We start from the raw sequence: 26,397 nt of genomic DNA, 5'->3' as shown, positions 1-26,397 counted from the left end.
GTTCGGAGTTCAGAAGATGTTCGTTTTGAACTTCTTTGGCTTCTTTGCGTCTTGGCCTTCTATTTCGTTACGTTCATTGAAATCTTTCCGTCAGTCGTTATGACAATATTCACCATGTAGCTTACATAGCTGTCGGGGATGGCGAGTTCTGCTATATAGTGGAATCCTTTGCTGTCGGATGTGCTTGCTGTAAGGTCGCTCAATACGCTCTGTTTCAGAAAGTCTTTGGGAACATATTGTGTGAAGTCGCTTTTCTTAAAGTCTTTTGAGAAAATCTTTGTTTCCTGCTTGAAGATCCCCAGGTGGATAGTGTTGTCGAAATATACGCTTTCGATTTCCAGCCCGTCATCATTATATGATGTCTTCAACACTTTATATGTTGTAGGATTTACTTGAATGTAAGAGTGGTATCTCTCATTGTTACAGAATAATATGGTGTCGCTTTTAATTGTCTTGTTCTGGTTTACGCTCGTTGGCTTCTTGTTGGCGAACTGTAGTTCAAAGCTCGGGTCTTCGCCTTTTATCAGTTTCACTATGTCGCCATTTGAGTTTTTAAATTCAAATATATGCGCCGATTGTTTTAATATGGCGTATTTAGAGTCGTTTGCGCTTTTTAGTTCCAGAGTGTCGCCATATATGGCAAATTTGATAGGCTGGCTCAGGGAGTCTGGGTAGTATATGGTGTCCCCTTTGACTTTGAAGACGACATTCTCTTCGTCAGAGTCTACCCATATGCCTTGAAAAAGTTGTTTTGCCTTCAGGTCTTCTGTACGTACGGCTGTGTCTTCTCCTTTGTTTTTGCATGAAAAGGCAGTCGTGCACAAGAAAGCCAAAAGGATGAAAGTCTTTATGTTCATTGTCATTAGATGTTGTGTGCCATAAGGCATCTGTGTTCATTTTGAGTCTCTGTCAAGAGATTGTCGGCGTATTTGCATCATTCGAACAAGACTGCCTCGGAAAATAGTTTTCCGTTGAAGTCTTTGTCGCTTGCATGCACGTCTTTTTTTTCGATAGGCCATTCTATGTTGATTTCCGGGTCGTCGAATCGTATGGATGCTTCATACAGTGGGGCATACACGTTGTCTACCTTGTATGTGAATATTGCTTCTTGGCTCAAGACAAGAAATCCGTGGGCAAATCCTCTCGGTATGAAAAGTTGTCTTTTGTTGTCTTCGCTGAGTTCCACCATCACGTGTTTGCCGAATGTGGGTGAGCTTTTTCTTATGTCTACAGCCACGTCAACCACTTTGCCTTTGATTACCCTTACGAGTTTCGCCTGCGAATATTCTCCCTTTTGATAGTGGAGTCCCCTTAAGACGCCGTAAGACGATTTCGATTCGTTGTCTTGCACGAAGTTCACGTTTCCGATGTTCTTTTCGAATTCTTCCTGTTTGAATGCCTCAAAGAAATAACCTCTTGGGTCGTTGAAGACTTTTGGTTCTATAATGAAAACTCCATCAATCGCGGTCTTTATAAAGTTCATGGTCGTATTTTATTTTGTTGCAAAAGTAATCAATATTATTTTATTCCGTATGTGTTTTTTACTTTTTTTTATTTCACCGATTGGTTTTGAAAGTTTTATTTGGCATTGTAATGGGAAAAGTGTAATTTTGCAACGTGATAGAATTGAAAAGACATATTGAAATATTGCTTTTGGACAATGACTGTGTTGTCGTGCCAGGCTTGGGAGGCTTTGTGGCGCATCATATAGATGCTCGCTATGATGCCCGTGATGGTGTGTATCTTCCGCCGTTGCGTACGCTTGGGTTCAACCAGAAACTCGATATGAACGACTCCCTTCTGGCGCAGTCGTATGTCGAGGCGTACGACATGAGCTATCCGGAGGCGATGAGAAAGATAGACGAGGAAGTTGGCGAACTGAAATCGGTGTTGGAAAAAGACGGTTTCTATGATTTGAGCGACATCGGAACTTTAGTCGTGAATGCTGACGGCCGTTATGAATTCGACCCTTGTGAGTCTGGTATCCTTACTCCGTCTTTGTATGGCTTGTCGAGTGTAGATGTGTCTCTATTGCTTGAGGATGGCGTGACTGCGACAATTCCTGCAGCAATTGATATGCCGGTGAAATCTATTACAGAGGAGCAGGGTGGGTCTGAAAAGTCTGCTGCTCAGCAGTCGCAGCAAGTGTTCCCGTATGGTGAATCGAAACTCGCAGATAAACTATGCGCTGATGGTGACGTTGATTCGGAGAAGACAATCAGTATAAAGGTCAGTCTGATACGTAACGTGTTGGCCGTAGCGTGTGCCGTCTTGGCTTTCTTCATGTTGGCGACACCGATTAATAATGTAAATGACGAGACGTCGGTTTCAATGAGTGGAATCGGTAGCGGTCTATTATATAACTTGGTTTCCAGAGATGCGAACTCAGGAGTAACCAATGTAGTGGGTGAGAAAATCAATGCCATTCCAAGTGCCAAGTCTGGCAATATTGTGGATAAAGAGATCGAGCCCCCAATAAAAAGAGTGGAACCTGTGTCGAAGCAGAAAGACATGCAGACGGAAGTCTATTGCATTGTTCTGGCTTGCAGAATAACCAAGTCTAATGCCGACGCTTTCGTCAAGAGTCTGCATAAGCAGGGGTTGACTGAGGCGAGAGTCCTTGAGCAGGAGGGTGAATCCTTGAAGGTGGTATATGGTAATTACGAATCTAAAATGAAAGCTTTAAGCGAATTGACACAACTTCGTGAAAATGAGACGTTTTCAAGTTCTTGGATATATAAGGAAAACTAAAAAAAGATGAAAAGAGTACGCTGCCCTAAATGTGACAACTACATCATATTCGACGAGACAAAGTATGCCGACGGACAGTCTTTGGTATTCCAATGCCCAGAGTGTGGCAAGGAATTCGGTATACGAATGGGTGTGTCGAAATTGCGTGAACGCCAGAAAGACGAGAATCCAGACGAGAATGCGGATGAGAATGGATGTGGTTCAATCGTCGTCATTGAGAATGTCTTCCATTATAAACAAGTCTTGCCATTGAAGATGGGTGACAATATAATAGGTCGCTATATGAAAAATGCGAAGGTGGACTTGAAGATAGAGACAAACGACCCGAGTATGGATATCAGCCATTGCGTTATAAATGTTTCGAGAGACAAGAAGACGGGCAAGCTAAAATATATATTGCGCGATGGACCTAGTTATACTGGAACTTTCGTAGACAATGAAATCCTTGGCGATAAAGAGCGTCGCGTGATTTATGACGGCACTCTGTTCACTCTCGGAGCTACTAGCATAATACTGCGTGCAGCAGAAGAAGATGATTGATTTATTCTTTATGCATTCAGAAAAGAGTGCAGATAAGGAATATTACTGATAGGGTTAAGCCGTAAAACTCGGCTACTTATGATATGAAACTCACTGAGTTGCAACATGTAATTCAGTGAATTTTTTGTATGTACTCCATATGTATTCCTTTTCTTTTGGAACATAACTTGTTTCCTTTGCATTGTCTTCATCCGTTCTTTGTTTTAAACGTGTAATAATAAATAGGAATGGAACGGCTTCTATTTGTCTAATGGCAAAGAATTTATAAAGTATTTTGCAGAAAAATATTTTTTGTGTATCTTTGCCGCTCGATAATAGAATGTAAAGAAACAAATACAAAAAAACATATGACCAAGAAATTTGCCGAGCATTCAGGCTTGGATCTGACAAAAGTAAACAATGAGATATTGGAAATGTGGAATAAGAATGATATATTCCACAAGTCTATTGATGAGCGTGAGGGATGTCCACAGTTTGTGTTCTTCGAAGGTCCTCCTTCGGCAAATGGTCATCCAGGCATTCATCATGTGCTCGCCCGTTCAATCAAGGATACCTTCAACCGCTATAAGACGATGAAGGGAATGCAGGTACACCGCAAGGCTGGATGGGATACCCACGGACTGCCTGTTGAACTCGGAGTGGAAAAGGAACTTGGCATTACCAAAGCAGACATTGACAACAAAGAGTCAAGCAAATATATCTCTGTAGAGGATTACAACCACAAGTGTCGTGAGAACGTAATGAAGTTCACGGCCGAATGGAGAAAACTAACTGAGGAGATGGGATATTTCGTAGATCTTGACCATCCTTATATAACATACGAGAATAAATATATTGAAACCTTGTGGTGGCTTCTGAAGCAGTTGTACAGCAAGGATCTTCTGTATAAAGGATATACCATCCAGCCTTACAGTCCGGGTGCAGGAACGGGACTCAGTTCTCACGAGCTTAACCAGCCCGGATGTTACAGGGATGTGAAGGATACAACCTGTACTGCCCTCTTTGAGGTGCTTGACCCGAAAGAAGAATGGACGAAATGGGGCAAGCCATATTTCATGGCGTGGACGACAACTCCTTGGACCTTGCCTTCAAACACTGCTCTTTGTGTGGGTCCATCCATAAAATACCTTGCTGTACAGACATACAATGCTTACAATGACGAGCAGGTGACTGTCATAATCGCCGAACCGCTTCTGCATTCCTATTTTAAGGCAGAAGGAAGTGAGGCTCCGATGGATGACTATAAGCATGGCGACAAGGTTGTTCCTTATCGTGTCGTTGGCGAGTATATGGGTACTGAACTTGAGGGATTACATTACAAGCAGCTGATGCCATGGGTTAAGCCAACGGCTAAGGTTGATAAAAACTCTCCTGCATTCGTTGCCGAATATGCTTCGGCACATCCCGAAAAAGTCTTCGTCGCAGAGAATGGCAAGGATAGCTTTGTTGAAATGGAAGACAGCGCTTTCCGCATTATCCTTGGTGACTATGTCACTACGGAAGACGGTACAGGTATCGTGCACATCGCCCCAACATTTGGTGCAGATGACGCCAAGGTGGCTAAGGATGCTAGAATTCCATCCCTGTTCCTGATTAACAAGAAGGGTGAGACACGTCCTATGGTTGACCTGCAGGGTAAATATTACACGCTTGATGAACTTGACGCAAACTTCGTGAAAGATTGCGTGGATGAAGGAAAATACGGACATCATGCAGGTGATTTCGTAAAGAACGCCTATGCTCCAGAATTCAACGTGGACGGTAAATATGATGAGAAGGCTGCAGCAAAAGCTGAAGACCTGAATATCGTGTTGTGTATGGAGATGAAACAGGAGGGAAGCGTGTTCAAGATAGAAAAGCACGTGCACAATTATCCACACTGCTGGCGTACAGACAAACCTATCCTCTATTATCCGCTGGATAGCTGGTTCATACGTTCCACTGCAAAGAAGGAGCGTATGGCAGAACTCAACAAGACAATCAACTGGCAGCCAGAATCAACTGGAACAGGACGTTTTGGCAACTGGCTTGAGAATCTTAATGACTGGAACCTCTCTCGTTCACGCTTCTGGGGAACACCGCTTCCGATCTGGCGTGATGAAGATGGAGAGGAAATCTGTATCGGTTCGCTTCAGGAACTCTATGATGAGATAGAAAAGAGTGTAGAGGCGGGATATATGAAGTCAAATCCTTTGAAAGACAAAGGATTTGTTCCAGGTGACTATTCAAAGGATAATTATGACAAGGTGGATCTCCATAGACCATACGTTGATAATATCGTTTTGGTAAGCCCTACAGGAAAGGCAATGAAGAGAGAAACCGATCTTATTGATGTGTGGTTTGATTCAGGCTCTATGCCTTATGCGCAGATTCACTATCCGTTTGAGAACAAAGAACTGATAGACAAGCGTCTGGCTTTCCCTGCGGATTTCATCAACGAGGGAGTAGACCAGACACGTGGATGGTTCTTCACTCTGCATGCCATAGCAACTATGGTGTTCGACAGTGTCGCTTTCAAGAACGTCATCTCTACAGGACTCGTTCTTGATGCCAAGGGAGACAAAATGTCGAAGCACAAAGGAAATGTCGTTAACCCGTTCACGATGATTGACAAGTATGGTGCTGATCCGGTGCGTTTCTATATGATGACGAATTCAGAGCCATGGGACAACTTGAAATTTGACGAGAAGGGAGTAGACGAAGTTAGAAGAAAATTCTTCGGCACCCTATACAATACATATTCGTTCTTCAGTCTTTATGCTAATGTAGACGACTTTGACTACTCTCAGCCTGAAGTGCCTCTGAATGAGAGACCGGAGATTGACCGCTGGATTCTTTCCGCACTTCATTCATTGATAAAGGGTGTTGACAAAGAACTCGGCAATTATGACCCGACACGTGCGGGCAGACTGATTGACAATTTCGTAAACGATGACCTCAGCAACTGGTATGTACGTCTGAACCGTAAACGCTTCTGGGGCAAGGAGATGAGCAAGGACAAGTTGTCGGCTTACCAGACTCTCTACTCATGTCTTGAGACTGTAGCCAAACTGTTGGCGCCTTTTGCTCCTTTCTACTCTGACCAACTCTATCTCGATCTGACCAAAGCAACGGGCAGAGGTGGAGAACAGTCTGTACATTTGGCTAAATACCCTGAGGCAGACGAGAGCTTCATCGATTCGGATCTGGAAATCCGTATGGGAATGGCACAGAAAATCACATCAATGGTGCTTGCTCTTCGTCGCAAAGTAAATATCAAGGTAAGGCAACCGCTTCAGGCTATCATGATTCCTGCAGTTGATGATGAACAAAAGAATCATATAGAGGCAGTCAAGGACTTGATAAAGAACGAGGTAAACGTCAAGGAATTGCGCTTCGTTGAAGGCTCTGGAGTATTGGTGAAGAAGGTGAAATGTAATTTCCGTACGATGGGAAAGAAGTTCGGAAAGCTCATGAAGGGTATTGCAGCAGCAATGGGTAATCTTTCTCAGGAAGAGATTTCACAACTTCAGACAACAGGTTCTTATGAGCTCGAGGTTGAAGGTCAGAAGGCTGTTGTTGAAGCAACTGACGTAGAGATAATCAGTGAGGATATCCCAGGATGGCTTGTCAGCAATGAAGGTAACCTTACTGTCGCTCTCGATGTCGAGCTTACAGACGAGCTGCTTAATGAGGGAATGGCACGTGAACTTATCAACCGTATCCAGAATATCCGTAAAGAGATAGGTCTGGAGATTACAGACCGTATTAACGTGACGCTTTCTCCAGATTCCAAAGTGGAAGCAGCACTGGCAGGATTTGCTGATTATATCAAGGCGCAGGTCCTCGCTGATAATGTATGTATTGCAGACAACGATGGAATAGCAGCTGAAATCGAAGATTTGAATATCAACATCAAAGTAGCTAAGGCGTAATGCCTTAGTTGCTTTATATGTCTAACTCTTAAGAAATCAATATTATGGCAACAGAAAAAACACGTTATAGCGATGAGGAACTTGAAGAGTTCCGTGAGATAATAAACTCAAAGTTGGCTCTCGCACGCCGCGATTATAGTCAAATGATGCGCTCTTTGATGAACGCTGATGGTAATGACGTTGACGACACCTCGCCTACATACAAAGTGTTGGAGGAGGGTAGTACGACGCAGTCAAAGGAAGAGATGATGCAGTTGGCTAGCCGTCAACAGAAATTCATACAGGGACTTGAAGCTGCATTGGTGCGTATAGAAAACAAGACTTATGGAATCGACCGTATTACCGGCGAGTTGATACCTAAGGAGCGCCTTCGCATCGTGCCTCACGCAACATTGAGCGTTGCATCGAAGAATGCAAGAAAGAAATAAAAACGATGGCATTTATTAAGGTAAACAAGAAAGGGCTTCTCGTAAGCGTCGTGATAATACTGGCACTCCTTATCGACCAGTTCATAAAGATTGAGGTTAAGACAGGAATGCCGTTGGGAGGACAGATCCATATAACGGACTGGTTTTATATAAAGTTTATTGAGAACAACGGCATGGCATATGGCATGACGTTTATAAACAAGCCTGTTCTAAGCGTTTTCCGTATAGTTTTGATCAGTTTGCTTGGATGGTATATTTGCCGTCAGGTGAAAACTGGAGCACGTACGTTCTATATTATTGTCCTTGGCCTTGTTTTTGCAGGAGCTTTGGGCAATCTTATAGATTGTATGTTCTATGGTCTTGTATTCAGTGGCTCATCGCCTTATTTCACATCTTATCTCGTCCCGTTTGGAGAAGGCTATTCCGGCTTCCTTACAGGTAGGGTCGTGGATATGTTTTATTTTCCGTTGATAGTCACGACATGGCCTGAATGGGTACCGGTTTGTGGAGGTGATGAATTCGTTTTTTTCAGTCCGATATTCAATTTCGCTGATAGTTGTATCAGTGTAGGTTTTGTACTTCTTGTGCTTTTCTGTCGTCAGGAACTTGCACAATTGTCTTCGGATTCTAAAAAGTCAATGCGAAGAGATGAGCCAGAGTGATTCTGCCCTTTTGATGGGCGACAATGGAATTTGGATTTTTTTAGGGTAAGGTTTTGAATAAACAAATGATGGAACGAGGTTTCTATTTTCTTACATTGCTGTTTCTGTCCTGCTCTTTGCTGTATTCGTGCAAGCCACAGGTTCCTGGCGAATATCTGCAACCTGACGAGATGGAAGATATCTTGTATGACTATCACATAGCTTTGGGTATGCTTGATGACAACTCTGATGACGGAATGAAGCGAATCATGTATGAGATGTCTGTATTGAGGGAACATGGAGTTTCACAAGCGTTGTTTGACTCTTCACTTGTTTATTATAGTCGTCATTCGGACAGATTTCAGAAGATTTACGAGAATCTGACAAAACGTCTTGGTGACGAGGCTGTAGCATTAGGTGCTTCGGCAAGTGATATAGGCAATTTTGGAGACAGTATGGAGAAAGGCGATACGGCAAATGTCTGGAAAGATGCCACGTCATTTATGTTGGCCACTCTTCCTCCCAACAATGTCAGATCCTTTACTTTGTCTGCAGATACGGCTTTCCACAATGGGGATAAAATCGTGTTGAGTTTTAAAACACAGTTCATCTTCCAGGATGGGTATAAAGATGGCGTGGCTCTGTTGGCTGTAAGATTCTCCAACGACAGTGTTGCAACTCGTACTGTCCATCTCTCTGAGTCAACGAGCTATGATTTGGCGATATCTGATGATGCAAGGCTTGGTATAAAGAATGTAAGTGGCTTTATTACTTTGCAAGGTTCGGCAAACTCTTCTCAGACGACTTTGAAGCTGATGTTCGTTGAAAACGTTCGTTTGATAAGATGTCATGTAAACGGTATCCCATCTTCAGCTGCTTCTTCCGTAGATGTAATTGATTCTGTAAAGGCTGATGGGCTGAAACCCGTTACTGAACAGTCTCAACATCCGCAACCTGTCAAGCAGTCTCCTCAGCCTCTTAGGGAAATTGGCCCACAACCTGATAAGCTGATGAGGATGACGGATAATAAACTTTCTGACAAGATATCATGAGCAGGAGGGGATTCACACGTAGGATAGCATCTAATGGTGTTTCTTTAGATGGAAAGGAACTAGGGCGCTATGTTGTTGAGTTGCGGGATGATGAGGTGATTGATTATTATCCCTTATTGTCTGAGCTGCCTTTTACTGAATGGATACCCACGTCGGTAAAGTTGGTTAGAGAAAAGGGGCGCATTATATGGTTGGTGTAGTGATTTTCCGAATCTGCTTTTTGTCCTGTTTTCAATGATGCCTTTCCAGTTCGTGGTGTCATCGTTTTAATATGAAACAACAATAAAAGCTGAACTGCATTTTACATGTGCGGTTCAGCTTTTATTGTTGTTCTCTTTTCTAGAGTCTGATCTTGTTATTTCTTAGGCATGTTCTTTAGAATCTCTAACAGGTGATCCCAAACCATTTGTACGGTAGGAATGAGAAGACGCTCGTCTGGAGAGTGAACGCCACGGAGTGTAGGTCCGAAAGAAACCATATCCATCTGTGGATATTTCTCTGAGAAGAGACCACATTCCAGACCGGCGTGAATACCGATTACCATTGGGTCTTTCTTGAAAAGTTTCTTGTATGTTTCAACAACTATCTTTGTCAGCTCGCTGTTTGGATTCATCTTCCATGCTGGGTAAGAGTCGTCAACAGTGACTTCAGCTCCTCCCAATATGAAAGCAGCCTTGACTGTGTTTGTCATATTCTGCAGGTTGCTCATCACGTTTGAGCGTTGTGAAGCTACTACAACGATTTCTGTATCCTTCGTTACAACACTTGCAACATTGTTGGATGTCTCCACCATCCATTCAAGTTCTTTGTCCTGGCACATTGCCAATACACCGTTATATACGGCTTGAAGGGCGTATATGAACTTTGTAGAGTTCTCTTTCGGTAAAACTCTTTCAGCCTCGCAACTCTCAAGGGCGGCGGTCATATTTGGTTCTGTTACGTGGAACTCATCCTCAAATCCTGCTACCATGATGTTCCAGTCAGCCTTTATGGTTTCCTTGTCTTTTGCAGGCACGGCGAACACTACCATTCCATCGCGGGGGATAGCGTTGTGCATGCGGCCGGCATTGAAGTTAGCCAAGCGGAGGTCTGTCTTCTCCTGCTCGGTGAAGAGGAAACGGGTAAGGAACTTGATGCAGTTTGCACGCTTCTTGTTGATGTCGTCACCGCTATGTCCGCCTACGAGTCCGTTGATGCTTGCCTTCATGAAGAAATAGTCAGCGGGAGCCTCTTCCTTGTTGAATTTGAAGGTTGCAGTAGTTGTCTGTCCACCGGCACAACTTATAAATATCTGTCCTTCGTCTTCGCTATCCAGATTGATAAGCATGTTGCCTTTCATGAATCCAGACTCCATTCCGTGAGCTCCGGTAAGTCCTGTTTCCTCGTCGCGTGTGAATACGCATTCAATAGGTCCGTGCTCTATCTCGTTGCTGTCGAGAATAGCCATTTCGATGGCACATCCGATACCGTCATCAGCTCCCAGAGTAGTTCCCTTTGCCTTCATCCATTCACCGTCAACATAAGTTTGGATAGCGTCTTTCGTGAAGTCGATATCGACGTCTACAAGTTTTTCGCAAACCATATCCATGTGGCTCTGCAGAATTACGGTCTTGCGGTCTTCGTATCCCTTGGTAGCAGGTTTCCTGATGATTACGTTGCCTGTCTTGTCTACCTGTGTGTCGAGGTTTCTGCTCTCTCCGAATTCTTTCAAGAATTCAATCATCTTCTCTTCGTGTTTAGAAGGGCGGGGAATTTGGTTGACCCTTGCAAATTGTTCAAAGACACAAGCTGGTTTTAATTCGCTGTTGTTCATAAATGTATATTTATTTAAAGTTTAAAGTTTGTAAGTTCAGAATCTTTGAATGATGAAAATATTGTTAGCAACGTCAATAAAATCAGTAGCTTGACCAAAATTCTTCATTCTTCATTCTTTATTTTTCATATAATATTCTATCTTTGCATGCAAATTTAGGCAAAAAGCTTGAAAACCGCTTATTGCGCATGTTAATATTTGCAATATATGCAATAATTAAGGGAGAATCCGTTATATATGCGGTGTCTGATGGCAAATATAAATTGGTAATAACAAAAAACGGAATATTAATAAGATGAACAAGAAAATGGTTCGTGTAATGTCAGTTATGGCGATTGCTTTGCTGGCAATGGCTTCTTGCAACAAGGAAGCGCAAAAGGTTGATGAAAAGACTCAGGCTCATGCTACTCAGTCTGGCTCTGTAAAGATTGCTTATGTTGAGGTAGACTCAATCATGTCACAGTATAAATTCTGTAAGGAATATTCACTTATACTCCAGAAAAAGAGTCAGAATATAGAAAACACTCTGGCTGCTAAGCAGAATTCTTTGCAGGCTGCAGCTGCAAAGTTTCAGCAGGATGTACAGAACAACAAATATACTCAGCAACAGGCTGAGGCTGTCCAGGCAAATCTTCAAAAACAGGGTGCTGACTTGCAGGCTCTTCAGCAGAGACTAGGAGCAGAGTTCCAGAATGAGACCAATACATTCAACAAGGCATTGCGCGATAGTATACAGCATTATCTTGCTGCATACAATAAAGACAAGAAGTATGGCTTGATATTGAGCAAGGCCGGTGATAATATTCTCTATGCTGACAAAGCATACGATATAACCAATGAGGTTATCGCAGGCTTGAACAAGGCTTATAAGCCAGCTAAGAAATAAATACGATGATAATAAAGGTTAAGGGACGATACCAAGGATTCGTTCCTTAATTTTTTATTTCGCTTTTCATCGTCGTTCTTGTCCTATGATATAGGTGTAGTTTTGCATTGATGAAATATGATTGACAGGCAGAAGACATTGGTCTCTATATGTTGAATGTATTTTAGATGCTTTAATGGGGTGTCTTCTTCTGTCGGAATAGGTGGGTATTAACACTGAGTTCTTATTGTGCTCATTGTTATTTTTGCTTGATTGTTGTTCTGTGTAACCTTTGTCTTGCATAAGAAACACTTGTTCGCATGTCTTCATGGCGTTGTTTCCGCATTGTCAAAGCAGTCTTTTGCCTTAATGGAGAATGGCGATTTCTTTTCAGGATGCTGATATCAATATAAATGATAATATGATAAAAGAGTTACATGTTAGAGTCGCTCCTCAGATTGCGGCTACAGAAAGTCTATTGAAGGATTATCTTGCTGAAGAACTGGCAATTGATACACGGACAATCACGTCAGTGCGAGTGCTCAGACGTAGTATTGATGCTAGGCAACGCAATATATTTGTGAATCTTAAAGTGAGGACATACATAAATGAACAACCGACAGACGAGGAGTACGTGCATACAGAATATAATGATGTGTCGGATGGCAACTGCGTCATTGTGGTAGGAGCCGGTCCGGGAGGTCTTTTTGCTGCCCTGAGGCTTGTGGAGAAAGGCTTTAGACCAATAGTCTTAGAGCGTGGCAAGAATGTGCGGGACAGAAAGAAAGACCTGTCGCTTATAACCAAGATGCAGAAAGTAGATCCAGAGAGCAATTATTGCTTTGGCGAGGGTGGAGCAGGGGCATATTCTGATGGAAAACTGTATACTCGAAGTAAGAAACGGGGCGACATAGAAAAAATACTCAATGTCTTCTGCCAGCACGGTGCATCTGCATCAATTCTCTCAGACGCTCATCCGCATATAGGTACCGACAGGCTTCCGTCGGTCATAGAATCAATGCGCAATACTATAATCAGATGTGGTGGTGAAGTTCATTTCCAAACTAAGATGACTTCATTGTTAGTTGAAGGTGATGCGGTAATAGGCGTTGAATGCATAGACCTCCAGAATGGCATCCAGAAGGTTTTCCATGGACCGGTTATCCTTGCCACTGGCCATTCTGCCCGTGATGTGTATCGGTATCTTGGCTCGGCTGGCGTGGCGATAGAGGCAAAAGGCATTGCAGTCGGAGTTAGACTTGAACATCCTGCTGCGCTAATAGACCAGATTCAGTATCATAACAAGAAAGGACGTGGCAAGTATTTGCCTGCAGCAGAATATAGTTTTGTCACTCAGGTTGAGGGTAGGGGCGTTTATTCTTTCTGCATGTGTCCGGGTGGCTTCGTTATTCCTGCGGCTACTGACAAGGAGCAGATTGTTGTCAACGGCATGAGTCCCAGCAATAGAGGAACACAATGGTCTAACAGTGGTATGGTCGTAGAGGTTAGGCCGGAGGACATAGACGGAGAAGGGGATTTGAAAATGATGGCTTTTCAGGAAAAATTGGAACGTGATTGCTGGATAAACGGCAATATGCGGCAGACTGCTCCTGCACAAAGAATGGGAGATTTCGTGAAGTCGAAGCTTAGCTATGATTTGCCAAAGGCATCTTATGCTCCGGGATTGATTTCCAGTCCGTTGCATTTTTGGTTGCCCCCAATGATAAGCCATAGATTGCAGCAGGGGTTCGTGAAATTTGGCGGTATGAGTCGCGGTTTCTTGACAAACGACGCTGTGCTTATGGCGGTAGAAACAAGGACTTCCTCACCAGTACGGATATTGCGAGACAAAGAGACTCTCCAGCATGTTACTTTACATGGGCTCTTCCCGTGTGGCGAGGGTGCTGGTTATGCAGGCGGAATAGTCTCTGCAGGAGTAGATGGAGAGCGATGTGCCGATGCAGCAGCTGAATATGTAGCCAGACTTTAACTGCCTTTCATTCAGAAAGAGAATAGGCGTTTTAGAAGGTTACGTCAGGACATATTGTCATTTTTTAGGTAAAGGTTTGTTTAATAGCCTATTTTTTAGTACTTTTGTCCCGACTCAAACGAAATTGTAAAAATACATCATAATGAATATATCTTACAAATGGTTGAAGGAGTATGTTGATTTCAACCTTACTCCACAAGAAGTATGCGACGCTTTGACTTCTGAAGGTCTTGAAGTAGATTCTCTTGAGGAAGTGCAAAGTATACAAGGTGGTCTCAAAGGCCTGTTTGTAGGCAAGGTCCTTACTTGTGAGGCCCATCCCAATTCGGATCATTTACATGTTACAACTGTTGACTTAGGACATGAAACCCCTTCTCAGATAGTGTGCGGAGCACCTAATGTTGCTGCTGGTCAGAAGGTTATTGTGGCAGATTTGGGTTGTGTGCTTTATGATGGCGATAAGGAATTCGTTATCAAGAAGTCTAAACTACGCGGAGTGGAAAGCTATGGTATGATATGTGCCGAAGATGAAATAGGTGTAGGTACAAGCCATGATGGTATCATCGTTTTGCCGGATACTGCTAAAGAGGGTACACCCGCTGCAGAATATTATAATCTGGAGAGTGACTGGTTGATAGAAATCGACATCACGGCCAATCGTGCGGATGCTCTTTCGCATTGGGGAGTGGCACGTGATCTCTATGCGTGGTTGAAACGTAATGGCTATGAGACAAGTCTCCATCGTCCGGGCTGCGATGCATTTGAAGTTGACAATGAATGTCTTCCGATTGATGTCGAAATTCAGTGTGCCGAGGCTTGTAAACGTTATGCTTGTGTTAGTCTGACAGGCTGTAAGGTTACCGAAAGTCCGGAATGGCTTCAGAAAAAACTCAACGTAATAGGCATTCGTCCGATAAACAACATAGTTGACATTACCAACTATGTGATGATGGCATATGGACAGCCACTGCATTGCTTTGATGCAGATATGGTGAAGAATCACAAGATAGTAGTTAAGACTATGCCAGAGGGAACGCCTTTCGTTACTCTTGATGGAGTGGAACATAAGCTCAGTGAGCGCGACCTTGCCATATGCAATGCTGAAGAACCGATGTGTATAGCTGGCGTTTTTGGTGGCAAGGGTAGTGGCACTTACGATACTACGGTGAATGTAGTGCTTGAGAGCGCATATTTCCATCCGACCTGGATACGTAAAAGTGCTCGTCGTCATGGATTGAGTACTGATGCATCTTTCCGTTTTGAGCGTGGTATAGATCCAAACGGAGTGATTTATGCTCTGAAGCAGGCAGCTCTGTTGTGTAAGGAACTTGCTGGTGCAAAGGTGTCTATGCAGATAAAGGATGTATATCCTGAACCGATACCCGATCCTGTGGTTGAATTAAAGTATGAATACGTTAATTCTCTTGTTGGTAAAGTCATTGGGGAAGACATGATAAAGAGCATTGTCGAATCTCTTGAGATGAAGGTGCTGGATGAGAATGCCGAAGGTCTGAAACTTCAGATACCAGCTTATCGTGTTGACGTGCAGCGTCCATGCGACGTGGTTGAGGATATCTTGAGGATTTATGGCTATAACAACGTAGAGATACCAACACAGCTGAAAAGCTCCTTGGTGATAAAAGGTGAGGAAGACTTGAAACATAAAGCTGAAAATCTTATAGGAGAGCAGCTGGTAGGATGTGGATTCAATGAGATATTGAACAACTCTCTTACAAAGGGTGACTACTACAAAGCTCTCAACCACTATCATGCAGATCATCTTGTTCGCATTATGAATCCGTTAAGTTCCGATCTTAATGTGATGCGTGAGACATTGTTGTTTGGCGGATTGGAGAGTCTTGAATATAATATAAAACGCAAGAATCCTAATCTTCGTTTCTTCGAGTTTGGCAATGTCTATGATTACAATGCAGAAAAGCATACAGTGGATAATCCACAGGCTGCTTACAAGGAGGAATATCATCTTGGCCTTTGGCTTACCGGTAAGAGGGTGAGTGGCAGTTGGGCTCATCCCGAAGAAGACACATCGTTCTATGAACTGAAAGCATATGTCGAGAATATCCTTCGTAGAGTAGGGTTGTCGTTTGCTGCTGTCGTGTTCAAGAAAAGCGACAATGATATTTTCTCGTCAGCAATCGCTATAGAGAACAGAGGAGGAAAACTCATTGCCGAAATGGGTGTTATAGCAAAGAAACACCTCAAAGAGTTTGATATTGAGTTGCCGGTATATTATGCAGAGATTAACTGGACTCTCCTTATGAAGGCAGTACGCAAGAATACTGTAAACTTCCATGAGATAAGCAAGTTCCCACCTGTAAGCCGTGACTTGGCGTTATTGGTAGACTCTAATGTAGAATTCGTTGAGATAGAAAAGATTGCCTACCAGTCTGAAAAGAAGTTGCTTAAAAAAGTAGAACTCTTCGATGTATATGAGGGAAAGAATCTTCCTGCTGGCAAGAAGAGTTACGCCGTTAACTTTATCCTTCAGGATGAGGAGAAGACACTTACGGAGAAGCATATCGAGGCAGTGATGACCAAATTGATTGCTAATCTGAAAAAGCAATTGAACGCTGAGCTGAGATGATGGTTTTTAATCACTGATGGTATTTCAAAAAGATAACAATTTAAAAACATTATAAAACAATTACTCCAATGGGAAGAGCATTTGAATATCGCAAAGCGACTAAGATGAAGAGATGGGGACATATGGCCCGTACGTTTACAAAGATTGGCAAACAGATTGCCATTGCAGTCAAGGCTGGTGGTCCTGATCCTGAAAACAATCCTCACCTGAGAGCTATCATTCAGACTGCCAAGCGTGAGAACATGCCTAATGCTAACGTTGAGCGTGCGATAAAAAACGCAATGGGCAAAGACCAGAAGGATTTCAAGGAAGTAACCTACGAGGGATACGGACCTCATGGAGTGGCTATCTTCGTGGATGCCGCGACAGACAACACAACCCGTACTGTAGCCAACGTGCGTGCCGTATTCAACAAGTATGGTGGCAACTTGGGAACACAAGGTTCCTTGTCTTTCCTTTTTGATCAGAAGTGCGTGTTTACATTCAAGAAGCAGGCGGATCTTGATATGGACGATCTCATCCTTGAATTCATTGACTATGGTGTTGAAGAGGAATATGATTTCGATGAAGAGACCAACGAGGTTACTATATATGGTGAGCCTAAGAGCTTTAGCGATCTGCAGAAGCATCTTGAAGGCAATGGTATCGAGATTACTGGTGCTGAGTTCACTCGTATTCCAACGGATCTAAAGGATGTTACTCCTGAACAACGTGAGGTAATCGACAAAATGGTTGATATCCTTGAGGATGATGACGACGTTCAGAACGTTTATACTAACATGAAACCGGCTGAGGAATAATACTATACATTTATTCTAAGGTACTTTTGGTTAATATAGAATGAATGTCATATACTATTTAGGGCAGTTTCTGAAATTTTTTTATTATCGAAACTGCCCTAAAATGTTATTATACATTTAATGTAGAAATTGAATGCGTATATCTAATTGTTGGGCTTGTTAACCCAAATCGGTCATTAGTGCTTGCTTGAATTTTGATATTTTAGAAGAGTGGATTTTGTTTGGCTTTTAATGAGTAATACGAGCTGTTGCGAATTAAAAACAGACAAAAGGCATCTTATAAAAACAAATGACAGCAAGAAGTCATTAAATAATTCAATAAACGACCTAATGACCGTTTGGGGGTAAATCCCATGGATTTTTATACGACAAAATGAATTGTTTCTTCAATTAATTAATGGAAAGTTCAGAGAAATATTTCTTCGAGTTGATACAGATGGGGCTCTTTCATAGGTTCGTCTTATCAGGAACACCTAATGCGGATGAGTGGGCGAAAGTTTACGATATTGCCAATAATCAGACTTTGTTAGGAGTTTTGTTTCCTGTCATTGAGAGATTACCTCAAGAGCAACGTCCTCCACGTGATATCTTGTTTTCATGGTATGCATCATCCTGTAAAATTCGTGAAATGAACAAGCAGCTCAACACACAGGTAGTTTCTCTCTATAGGGGGCTTTCTTTGAAGGGCGTGAAAAGTTCTGTGCTAAAAGGACAGGGTGTGGCATTGTATTATCCAGATCCAATGTTGCGCAATCCTGGAGATATTGATATATGGCTGACTGGGGGAAGAAAGCGTATTGTATCCCTTTTGAAGAAATTGGATGTGGATATTGGTGAAATAGTGTATCACCACGTGGATGCATTTTTTTTTACTGATACAGACGTAGAGGTTCACTTTCGTCCTACATGGCTCTGGAATCCGATTCATAACATCCGATTGCAGATTTGGTTTGATAAGGTTGCACCATATCAGATGGCAAATAGTGTGATGATTTCAGAAGGAGGGGAGAGGATTGCTTGCCCGACGAGAGATTTCAATGCCGTCTTTCTTCTAATACATATTTACAGACATTTCTTTGACGAGGGGATAGGTCTTCGGCAGTTGATGGATTATTATTACTGTATTATAAGAGATGGTGACAATCGATATGTTGTCAATCTTCTGAAGCGGTTTGGGCTTTTGCGTTTTGCTTCAGCGTTGATGTTTGTCCTTCATGTCGTGTTCGGATTGCCTGAGGAAAAGTTTTTGGTCAACCCAAATGCTGAATATGGTGAACTACTTTTGAACGAGATTATGCAAGCGGGTAATTTCGGACATTTTGATGTCCGTATGTCACGAGATTGTGAAGTTGGCAGTATTGCCAACCTGAAGCGTAAACATAGTCGAAATGTTCAAATTCGACGATTGTCGCCAGATGAAGTATTTTGGGAAGTGCCTTTCAAAATATGGCATTATCTTTGGCGTCTCGTCGTTAACAGAAAAAGACCATAGATATACTGCTGGGTTCATTGGCGAGTTTTTTCCAGACTTCGTTGCTCAAAAAAACATTTTGACTTGGTTCGGACGGTAAGAGCCGTCCATCAAGGAACGGATGAGCATGTGCTTATTGGTCAAGAGCCATGGGAGCAGCAGCTTACAATAAAACAAAAAAATTGATTGTCTCACGACAACCAATCTTTTATTAACCTTAATAATCTAATACCATGAAAAACACGTTGCAAATATAGTTGATTATATAGTGAAATGCAACAGTTTCAATAAAAAGATTGTCTGAATAAACATTATTTAAAACAACGTCCATCCCATTTAAGACATCTTTGCATTTTAAAGTCTGGTAAATCCACATCTGTGGAAATTTTAAGTGGAACGTATGTGTTAAATGTCAATTCGCCATTTTCTTTATCCGAAAGAGAAACGACAATCATTATCGGGTCTAATACTGCAGGTTCTTTCTTCCCGGTTTCTTTTTTCAGGGAATCAATTACTTGACTGTAAAAATCATCTCTTACAGATATTACTACGTTTTTCTCTGTATCAACTGGGGTCCAGTCAATGGTGTAAAAGTCCACATCGCTTTCAGCTGCGGGATTGCCGTAATACCTGTTCATGCATATCAGATCTGTGCCGGTGTCTTTTTTCAGAAGCAGTAACTGTACACCTGATTTCTCTGATAGTCTGACATCAATGAATTTGTCATTAAGAGATACCAATTTAAGTTCGCCCCCTAAAAGGTTCTTGATTCCTTCTTTATTTTCATCAACATTGTCATTGTCAACAATGTCGCTTCGGATACTGCTGTTCATTATTGGCAAAATAGAATCCGGCATTTCTTTCCAAACGTCCTTCATCGTTTTCTGTGCATAAATCCCTTGTCCTGAGAGTATTATTAATGATGTTGCTATAATCTTTAGAATGTTCATCTGCTAGAATTTAATTATGTTTATTTGTTTGATACAAAATTATAAAAAAAACATTTATCTGGAAATTATATTGGCAATTATCCCCAATAATTATCGTTAAAATCATGATCGAGATTTAACGTGTAGTGTTTTATGCCCATGCCGGCTGTTTATTCCAAATCGAAGATGGATTGATGTCAGGGCATATTCCGACCTTAGCGAGGAACAGACAATAATCTGGTGTCGACAAGAGCTGATTATGTTGTCGGGGAGAAATAAATATATAGTAAACACGATAAAAATCTATTTTTATCATATCGTTTAATTTAGTGTCATTAAAAAATAGTATATTTGCATTAATTTTCATGTCAACAAGGCGTTTTCCGCTGATATTTATACATCGAGACGCTAAAAACATAATTAATTATTGTCAATAGAGACCTTTGAGAATATGTATTCCATATAGTTTCCTGAAAGTCCTTTGTATATTTGACATCTTTAATGTATGTGTTGTTTGATATGTTGATCATTCAAGATAAACAGGGAAATTGAAGTTAAAAAAATAATTAGAACAATATATAATGTTAGTTGATTTCAAGAATGTGAATATTTGCCAAGAATCCAAATGCGTTTTGGAGAATGTCAACTTCCATGTTGACGAAGGTGAATTCATATATATAATAGGTAAGGTAGGAGCAGGAAAGAGCAGTCTGCTCAAGACTATGTATTGTGAACTTGACATTGAAAGCGCAGATTGTGCCAATGTTCTTGACCACAATCTTTTGACAATAAAGCGCAGGCAGATACCGCAGCTGAGGAAAGGGATAGGAATCATTTTCCAGGATTTCCAGCTTCTTCACGACAGGACAGTTTATGATAATCTCAGATTCGTTTTGCGCGCCACAGGTTGGCGTGACAAGGCTTCTGTAGATGACCGGATAAACGAAGTGCTTGATGCAGTGGGGATGAGTGACGCTATAAACAAGATGCCTCACCAACTGTCTGGCGGTGAGCAGCAGCGAATAGCTATATCACGGGCTTTGCTCAATACTCCAAAGATAATCATAGCTGATGAGCCTACAGGAAATCTTGATGTGGAGACGGCCTCTAATATCGTGTCCCTGTTGAAATCCATAAGCCAGAAAGGCACAGCAGTCATTATGTCAACCCACAACATCCCGATGATTGACAAATATCCCGGAATCGTATACAGTTGCCAGAACGGCACATTAGAGGAACAAGACATTGACAAGATGTCGATGTAGGAAATACACGCGAACACTAAAAGATATAATTATGAAAGTAATGAAATTCGGAGGCACATCTGTTGGTTCTCCAGAGAGGATGAAAAGTGTCTCAAAATTGATAACTAGCAGTGGTGAACCTGTTGTCATCGTGTTGTCAGCGATGTCGGGAACCACAAACTCATTGGTTGAGATATCCAATTATCTGTACAGGAAGAATCCGGAAGGCGCCAACGAAGTGATAAACCGCCTTGAACAGAAATACATGTCACACGTAGAAGATTTGTATTCTACAGAAAAATGGAAAAAGGAAACGCGTAGTTTTCTCCGTGAGGAATTCAATTATCTACGTTCGTTCACAAAAGACCTCTTCACTAGTTTTGAGGAGAAGAGCATAGTGGCACAGGGTGAGATCATGAGTACGAACATGGTCGTGAACTACCTGAAAGAATGCGGAGTCGATGCAGAGTTGCTGTCGGCACTTGATTTCATGCGCACAGACAAGAACGGCGAACCTGACACATCGTATATCAAGGAGAAATTGACCGCTTTGCTTGAGGAAGTCAAAGGAAAGCAAATCTATATAACACAAGGTTTCATATGCCGTAATGCCTATGGCGAGATAGACAACTTGCAGAGAGGCGGCAGCGACTACACCGCTTCGCTTATCGGAGCTGCGATAAACGCCGAAGAGATACAGATATGGACAGACATTGACGGAATGCACAACAACGACCCACGCATCGTTGACGGTACAGAAGCTGTAAGGCAGCTTCACTTTGAGGAGGCAGCAGAGCTTGCCTATTTCGGTGCCAAGATCCTGCATCCTACTTGCATCCAGCCTGCAAAATATGCCGGCATCCCCGTACGCCTTCTGAACACGATGGAACCGGAAGCTCAAGGCACTATCATAGATAATGTCACTTTGAGGGGGAAAATCAAGGCAGTAGCTGCAAAAGACAATATCACGGCTATCAAGATAAAGAGCAGCCGCATGCTTCTGGCTACTGGCTTCTTGAGAAAAGTCTTTGAGATTTTCGAGAGCTACCAGACGGCAATCGACATGGTGGCAACCAGCGAGGTCGGCGTTTCGATGAGTATAGACAACGACACCCATCTGGCTGAAATAGTGGATGAATTGAAGAAGTATGGCACTGTGACCGTAGACACCGACATGTGCATTGTCTGCGTTGTCGGAGATCTTGACTGGAGCAATGTAGGCTTTGAGACGCTCGCCACGGATGCATTGAAGAACATCCCCGTGAGAATGATTTCATATGGCGGCAGCAATTACAACATTTCATTTCTCATCCGGGAAAGCGACAAGAAGGCTGCGCTCCAGAGCTTGAGCGACACTCTCTTCAAATAAAGAAAAGCAATAAACGACACACAACAACGACACACAACACGAAGAATGAAAGGAATATTCCCCGTTGACAAGTTCATGGAAATCGAAACTCCGTTTTATTTCTATGACACGTCCCTCTTGAGCAAGACTTTAGAGGAGATAAACAGAGAGGCAGGCAGACACGATAATTTCCGTGTCCATTATGCAGTCAAGGCAAATGCCAACCCCAAGATACTGAATGTAATCCGCCATTACGGACTTGGCGCCGACTGCGTGAGTGGAGGTGAGATAAAGGCGGCCCTGCGTAGTGGTTTTCCGCATGACAGGATAGTCTTTGCCGGTGTAGGCAAAAGCGATTGGGAAATAGCGCTTGGCATAGACAACGACATACAATGTTTCAATGTCGAAAGCATCCCTGAGCTTGAGGTGATTGATGAAATCGCCAGGGCGAAGGGCAAAATCGCGAATGTGGCATTCAGGATAAACCCTGATGTAGGTGCCCATACCCATGCTAACATAACCACAGGTCTGGCAGAGAACAAGTTCGGAATACCTATGGAGGAGATGGAACCGGTAATCCGTCTTGTAGTCAACATGAAGAACGTGAAGTTCAGAGGATTGCATTTCCATATAGGTTCACAGATTCTCGACATGGGCGACTTTGAGGCGTTGTGCAATCGCATCAACGACCTCCAGCAACAGCTTGAGCGCCATCATATTATAGTTGAGTCATTGAATGTAGGCGGAGGTCTCGGAATTGACTATCATGAGCCTGACAGAGCCTCTGTTCCCGACTTCAAGGGGTATTTCAACACGTATGCCAGATTCCTGAAGCTTCGTCCTCATCAGACTTTGCATTTCGAGCTTGGGCGTGCTGTAGTAGGTCAATGTGGGTCGTTGATTACCAGAGTGTTGTATGTCAAGGATGGAGTTTCCAAGAAGTTCCTTATCCTTGATGCCGGAATGACAGATCTGATAAGACCGGCTTTGTATCAGGCCTATCATAAGATAGAGAACATTTCAAGCGACGGGCCTATGGAGACCTACGATGTGGTCGGACCGATCTGCGAGTCGAGCGACGTGTTTGCAAAGGCGGCAGACTTGAATTGTAGTAGGAGAGGGGATTTTATAGCCATCCGGTCGGCAGGTGCCTATGGAGAGATTATGGCTTCACAGTACAACTGCAGGAAGTTGCCTGACGGTTACGTGTCTGAGGAGCTGAATATAGATTATTAACTTAAAACTTGGTTATAAGGAAGGCAGTATAAAATGTTAGTAGTTGATGATAAGACAATGGTGTTAGGAGGCGTTGCAATATTGCTTGCGCTTTTGTCTCCAATCGTAAACGCGTTGATTCTGAAATTGAAGGTAGGGAAGTCAGACATTGACGGCTCCTCATTGCCTGTTAACGATGTTTCATTGCCCGGCATTTCAGTAGTCATGACTGTTGATGACGAGGGTGAAGACCTCAAGAAGAATCTGCCACAATGGCTTGACCAGTCGTATGGCGGCAGATATCAGGTCATTGTAGTCGTTTCGGGCAACGACCCTCAGGTTGAGTCAATCCTCAAGCGATATTCGGGTTCCCCGTCGCTATACACCACTTTCATCCCGTCTTCGTCCCGCTATATGAGCAGGAAAAAGCTTGCCGTGACCATTGGCGTGAAGGCAGCCAGATACGACTGGGTGCTCTTGACGGATGTGGATTGCTATCCGGAGAAAGCCACATTCCTTGACTCCATATCCCGCAGGTCCATATCCGGCGATTGCCAGATGGTGTTGGGCTACAGCAATTTCAGCTCCGACGCCCCGTCAGCCCGTCTCTTCGACAACACCTACAGTCTCTATCGCCAGTTGGCCCTGTCGCAAAGAGGCAGGACAGCAGGCTATTCCGGCAAAGTAGTACTGTTCAGAAAATCCATGTTCATCGAGGGCAAGGGCTATGACGGGAATCTGAAATACACGAGAGGCGAGTTTGAATTCCTGGCAAACAAATTCTCCACGGAATCCAACACGCTGGTCTTTGCATCCCCCGACGCTATGGTGATAGAAGACACCCCGTCTCACAAGGGTTGGACAAACAAGTGTCTCAACTATCTTGCAATACGCAAGACGCTTCGCAACTCCAGACTCCCGAGGTTCACATTCAATCTTGGCATAGTTTCCATGCTGTCGGCCAACATCCTGCTTACCGCCCTGATAGCCTGTTCAGCCATCGCCCGGATGTGGATACTCTGCGGCTGTGCGGTCTTTGCGTTGCTCCTGTCGTTCGTTCTGCGCACGGTGATTCTGTCCGTCCGCCTGCGCCCGTATCTTCACGGAATGTCGTTCGTCAAATTATGGTGGCTGGAACAGACGCTACCTTTCAGAAACTGCATGAGACTGCTGAAATATCGTTTCGCTGACAAATATGACTTCATAAGCCACAAGCTTTAAGCCCCTCGCCCAAACGGCCATCAATCAGCTTGTAAAAAAGCAAAGGCTGCAAGCAGTCATAAAATGTAACATCAATGATGAGCGTTTGGGCGTTAAAAAGCCAGTGCGATGCAATATATCCCGTTCCACAACGTTATAACAATAGACGATAATTGGAGTTGCCCCAAACTATAGGCAATAATGAGAGTTGCCCACAACAATAGACGATGATGAGGTTGACCCCAACAATATACGATAATGAGAGTTGACCAAAATACTGAATTGATTTTTAAAAGCATGTGCCATGAATATACTCCATTGCATTCCACGTTCAGATTCAGGTTCAATACGGCAGACCCTGCTTGACGACTTGTTTTCGTTCAACACACAAGACCTCTCTAATTATGTGTTGACAGACAAGTCACAGCAATCTGAATTTGCAGCATGCGTAGGGACAGACAAGATATATTGTTTCTCCTCCTCCCGTCCATGGATCAAGGGAGGCAAGAAACAGTTCAGGCATGTCGTTGCCGCTACCTCGGCAGAGATAATCCACATACATTCATTTGCAGACCTGTATTCTCTTCAGATCATGAGATGGGCCTTTGCTATGAGGATTCCCGTGGTCTTCTCCCCATACAACTCGATGATGCCCTGGCATTTGAGCAACATCCCTCTGCCCCTGAGGCTGAAGAGGACGATAGTTTCCCGGATGCTTCTCAAGCACACCGGAGCCACTGTCCTCACAAGCTCCAACCAGGAAACGGAGCGTATGAAGCAGATGTTCCGTCATGCGTTGGGCAGTTCGGGCCGCCTTTCCGTGGCCACCCGCATCAAGAGCATCAACGGTGAAGCAGACACCCTGCGCCTCGCATCCACCATGTTCTCCGTATACCGGAAGATCATCGACAGCAATCCCTTCTGGCTGATGAGCGAAAAAGACGTATATATAGAAAACGGTCTGGCGGCATTGGGAGCCATACTGTCTTCCGGCAAGGATGCCGACACCGTATTCCTGCCCCTGCAGAAGATAAAGTCAGAGCTCGCCACCCTTTCCGCCGAGCATTGGCGACGCATCCAGCTTCATTCCTCAGACCAGGACATTCTTCCCGAGGTGCGCATGGCCTACGAGTCGCTGATGGGCACACCCGGCGAGTTTGACCCCCAGACTGTGGACCGCCATTCTGTGGTTGCCTTCAGGAGCGAACTGAAAAGGGACAAGCCTTCGATAAAGACATCCAGAATGCATCAGGTTTCCGAGGACTATTCAGAATACAAGAGCGAACTTCTCCTCTGCGTCATGCTTCTCAACATGAAGCACCTGACAGACACCCGAAGAGTGACGCGCAGAAACCTTTCCGACCTGTATCTCTATGCAAGGTTTGAAGACTACAACGAATATGTGCTCGAAGAGATGCTTTCAGATCTGGGCATACTGGAGTTCAGTTCCCGCATCCTCACACTCCTCGTCCACAGCATGTTCCTTGAAAAAGGGCATGTACCCGTAAAACTCTCACGTGAAAAGGATTTATGCAAAATGCAGAAGCAACTTTTCAAATCCAATATAATGTGAAGAAGTAACTTTTCAAAT

At 43.3% G+C, this 26,397-nt stretch carries 20 protein-coding genes; 16 read left to right on the top strand and 4 right to left on the bottom strand.

The genetic code is table 11. The annotated features are described in order from the left end of the window. Positions 1–59: 59 nt before the first annotated feature. Positions 60–857: a DUF4738 domain-containing protein gene (locus QVO99_RS09185; protein WP_288177112.1), complete on the bottom strand. Its 798-nt coding sequence runs from the start codon at positions 855–857 to the stop codon at positions 60–62. A gap of 77 nt (positions 858–934) precedes the next feature. Beyond that, on the bottom strand, positions 935–1,483 hold the full coding sequence (gene rfbC / locus QVO99_RS09180) for a dTDP-4-dehydrorhamnose 3,5-epimerase (RefSeq protein ID WP_022317313.1): 549 nt from the start codon (positions 1,481–1,483) through the stop codon (positions 935–937). Positions 1,484–1,617: 134 nt separating this feature from the next. Here rfbC and QVO99_RS09175 point away from each other — a divergent pair, with 134 nt between their 5' ends. The 6 genes from QVO99_RS09175 (at position 1,618) to QVO99_RS09150 (ending at position 9,326) form a co-directional block, all read left to right on the top strand. Further along, positions 1,618–2,751: an SPOR domain-containing protein gene (locus QVO99_RS09175; protein WP_288177110.1), complete on the top strand. Its 1,134-nt coding sequence runs from the start codon at positions 1,618–1,620 to the stop codon at positions 2,749–2,751. A 6-nt stretch (positions 2,752–2,757) separates the two neighbouring features. Then, positions 2,758–3,291 (top strand): FHA domain-containing protein, encoded by a 534-nt coding sequence (locus QVO99_RS09170; protein ID WP_022317311.1) that lies wholly within the window; start codon positions 2,758–2,760, stop codon positions 3,289–3,291. Between the two features lie 347 nt (positions 3,292–3,638). Next, a complete protein-coding gene (gene ileS / locus QVO99_RS09165) occupies positions 3,639–7,205 on the top strand; it encodes an isoleucine--tRNA ligase (RefSeq protein WP_022317310.1) in 3,567 nt (1,188 codons plus the stop codon). 44 nt (positions 7,206–7,249) lie between these two features. Next, positions 7,250–7,633 carry a TraR/DksA family transcriptional regulator gene (locus tag QVO99_RS09160; protein WP_022317309.1) on the top strand — a complete coding sequence of 128 codons (384 nt, stop codon included), beginning with the start codon at positions 7,250–7,252 and terminating at the stop codon, positions 7,631–7,633. A gap of 5 nt (positions 7,634–7,638) precedes the next feature. Further along, the gene (locus QVO99_RS09155; RefSeq protein ID WP_022317308.1) at positions 7,639–8,295 is read left to right on the top strand and encodes a lipoprotein signal peptidase; all 657 of its coding nucleotides are present in this window, start codon (positions 7,639–7,641) and stop codon (positions 8,293–8,295) included. Between the two features lie 53 nt (positions 8,296–8,348). After that, positions 8,349–9,326, top strand: a complete 978-nt coding sequence (locus QVO99_RS09150) for a DUF4296 domain-containing protein (protein WP_288177108.1) — start codon at positions 8,349–8,351, stop codon at positions 9,324–9,326. A 355-nt stretch (positions 9,327–9,681) separates the two neighbouring features. Here the strand turns inward: QVO99_RS09150 and QVO99_RS09145 are convergent, their stop codons facing one another. Beyond that, entirely contained in the window at positions 9,682–11,139 is a 1,458-nt protein-coding gene (locus tag QVO99_RS09145; RefSeq protein WP_022317305.1) for an aminoacyl-histidine dipeptidase, read from the bottom strand. Positions 11,140–11,434: 295 nt separating this feature from the next. Between QVO99_RS09145 and QVO99_RS09140 the strand changes: the two genes are divergently transcribed. From QVO99_RS09140 to QVO99_RS09120, 5 genes are all read left to right on the top strand, one after another. Further along, the gene (locus tag QVO99_RS09140) at positions 11,435–12,025 is read left to right on the top strand and encodes an OmpH family outer membrane protein (RefSeq protein WP_042519431.1); all 591 of its coding nucleotides are present in this window, start codon (positions 11,435–11,437) and stop codon (positions 12,023–12,025) included. 400 nt (positions 12,026–12,425) lie between these two features. Further along, positions 12,426–13,994 carry an NAD(P)/FAD-dependent oxidoreductase gene (locus tag QVO99_RS09135; RefSeq protein WP_022317303.1) on the top strand — a complete coding sequence of 523 codons (1,569 nt, stop codon included), beginning with the start codon at positions 12,426–12,428 and terminating at the stop codon, positions 13,992–13,994. A 142-nt stretch (positions 13,995–14,136) separates the two neighbouring features. After that, complete coding sequence (gene pheT / locus QVO99_RS09130) at positions 14,137–16,599, top strand: phenylalanine--tRNA ligase subunit beta (protein WP_022317302.1); 2,463 nt, start codon at positions 14,137–14,139, stop codon at positions 16,597–16,599. A gap of 68 nt (positions 16,600–16,667) precedes the next feature. Further along, a complete protein-coding gene (locus tag QVO99_RS09125) occupies positions 16,668–17,399 on the top strand; it encodes a YebC/PmpR family DNA-binding transcriptional regulator (RefSeq protein ID WP_022317301.1) in 732 nt (243 codons plus the stop codon). 397 nt (positions 17,400–17,796) lie between these two features. Continuing rightward, positions 17,797–18,891, top strand: coding sequence for a nucleotidyltransferase domain-containing protein (locus QVO99_RS09120; RefSeq protein ID WP_022317300.1), 1,095 nt, complete (start codon positions 17,797–17,799; stop codon positions 18,889–18,891). A gap of 290 nt (positions 18,892–19,181) precedes the next feature. Here the strand turns inward: QVO99_RS09120 and QVO99_RS09115 are convergent, their stop codons facing one another. After that, entirely contained in the window at positions 19,182–19,820 is a 639-nt protein-coding gene (locus tag QVO99_RS09115; RefSeq protein ID WP_022317298.1) for a DUF3256 family protein, read from the bottom strand. Positions 19,821–20,380: 560 nt separating this feature from the next. On the opposite strand from QVO99_RS09115, the gene QVO99_RS09110 reads away from it, so the two are divergent. The 5 genes from QVO99_RS09110 to QVO99_RS09090 all read left to right on the top strand — a co-directional run bounded on the left by QVO99_RS09110 (position 20,381) and on the right by QVO99_RS09090 (position 26,379). After that, the gene (locus QVO99_RS09110; RefSeq protein ID WP_022317296.1) at positions 20,381–21,064 is read left to right on the top strand and encodes a cell division ATP-binding protein FtsE; all 684 of its coding nucleotides are present in this window, start codon (positions 20,381–20,383) and stop codon (positions 21,062–21,064) included. 31 nt (positions 21,065–21,095) lie between these two features. Beyond that, positions 21,096–22,412: an aspartate kinase gene (locus tag QVO99_RS09105; protein ID WP_022317295.1), complete on the top strand. Its 1,317-nt coding sequence runs from the start codon at positions 21,096–21,098 to the stop codon at positions 22,410–22,412. A gap of 45 nt (positions 22,413–22,457) precedes the next feature. Further along, positions 22,458–23,627, top strand: coding sequence for a diaminopimelate decarboxylase (gene lysA, locus QVO99_RS09100; protein ID WP_022317294.1), 1,170 nt, complete (start codon positions 22,458–22,460; stop codon positions 23,625–23,627). A 33-nt stretch (positions 23,628–23,660) separates the two neighbouring features. After that, positions 23,661–24,827: a glycosyltransferase gene (locus QVO99_RS09095; protein ID WP_022317293.1), complete on the top strand. Its 1,167-nt coding sequence runs from the start codon at positions 23,661–23,663 to the stop codon at positions 24,825–24,827. Positions 24,828–25,110: 283 nt separating this feature from the next. Then, positions 25,111–26,379 (top strand): glycosyltransferase, encoded by a 1,269-nt coding sequence (locus QVO99_RS09090; protein WP_022317292.1) that lies wholly within the window; start codon positions 25,111–25,113, stop codon positions 26,377–26,379. Positions 26,380–26,397 lie beyond the last annotated feature (18 nt).

The sequence above is a fragment of the Prevotella sp. CAG:592 genome (assembly GCF_000436015.1).
GTDB classification, from domain to species: domain Bacteria; phylum Bacteroidota; class Bacteroidia; order Bacteroidales; family Bacteroidaceae; genus Prevotella; species Prevotella pectinovora.
Note: the sequence above shows the minus strand (reverse complement) of the source record. Positions and strands in the feature narration are given on the sequence as shown.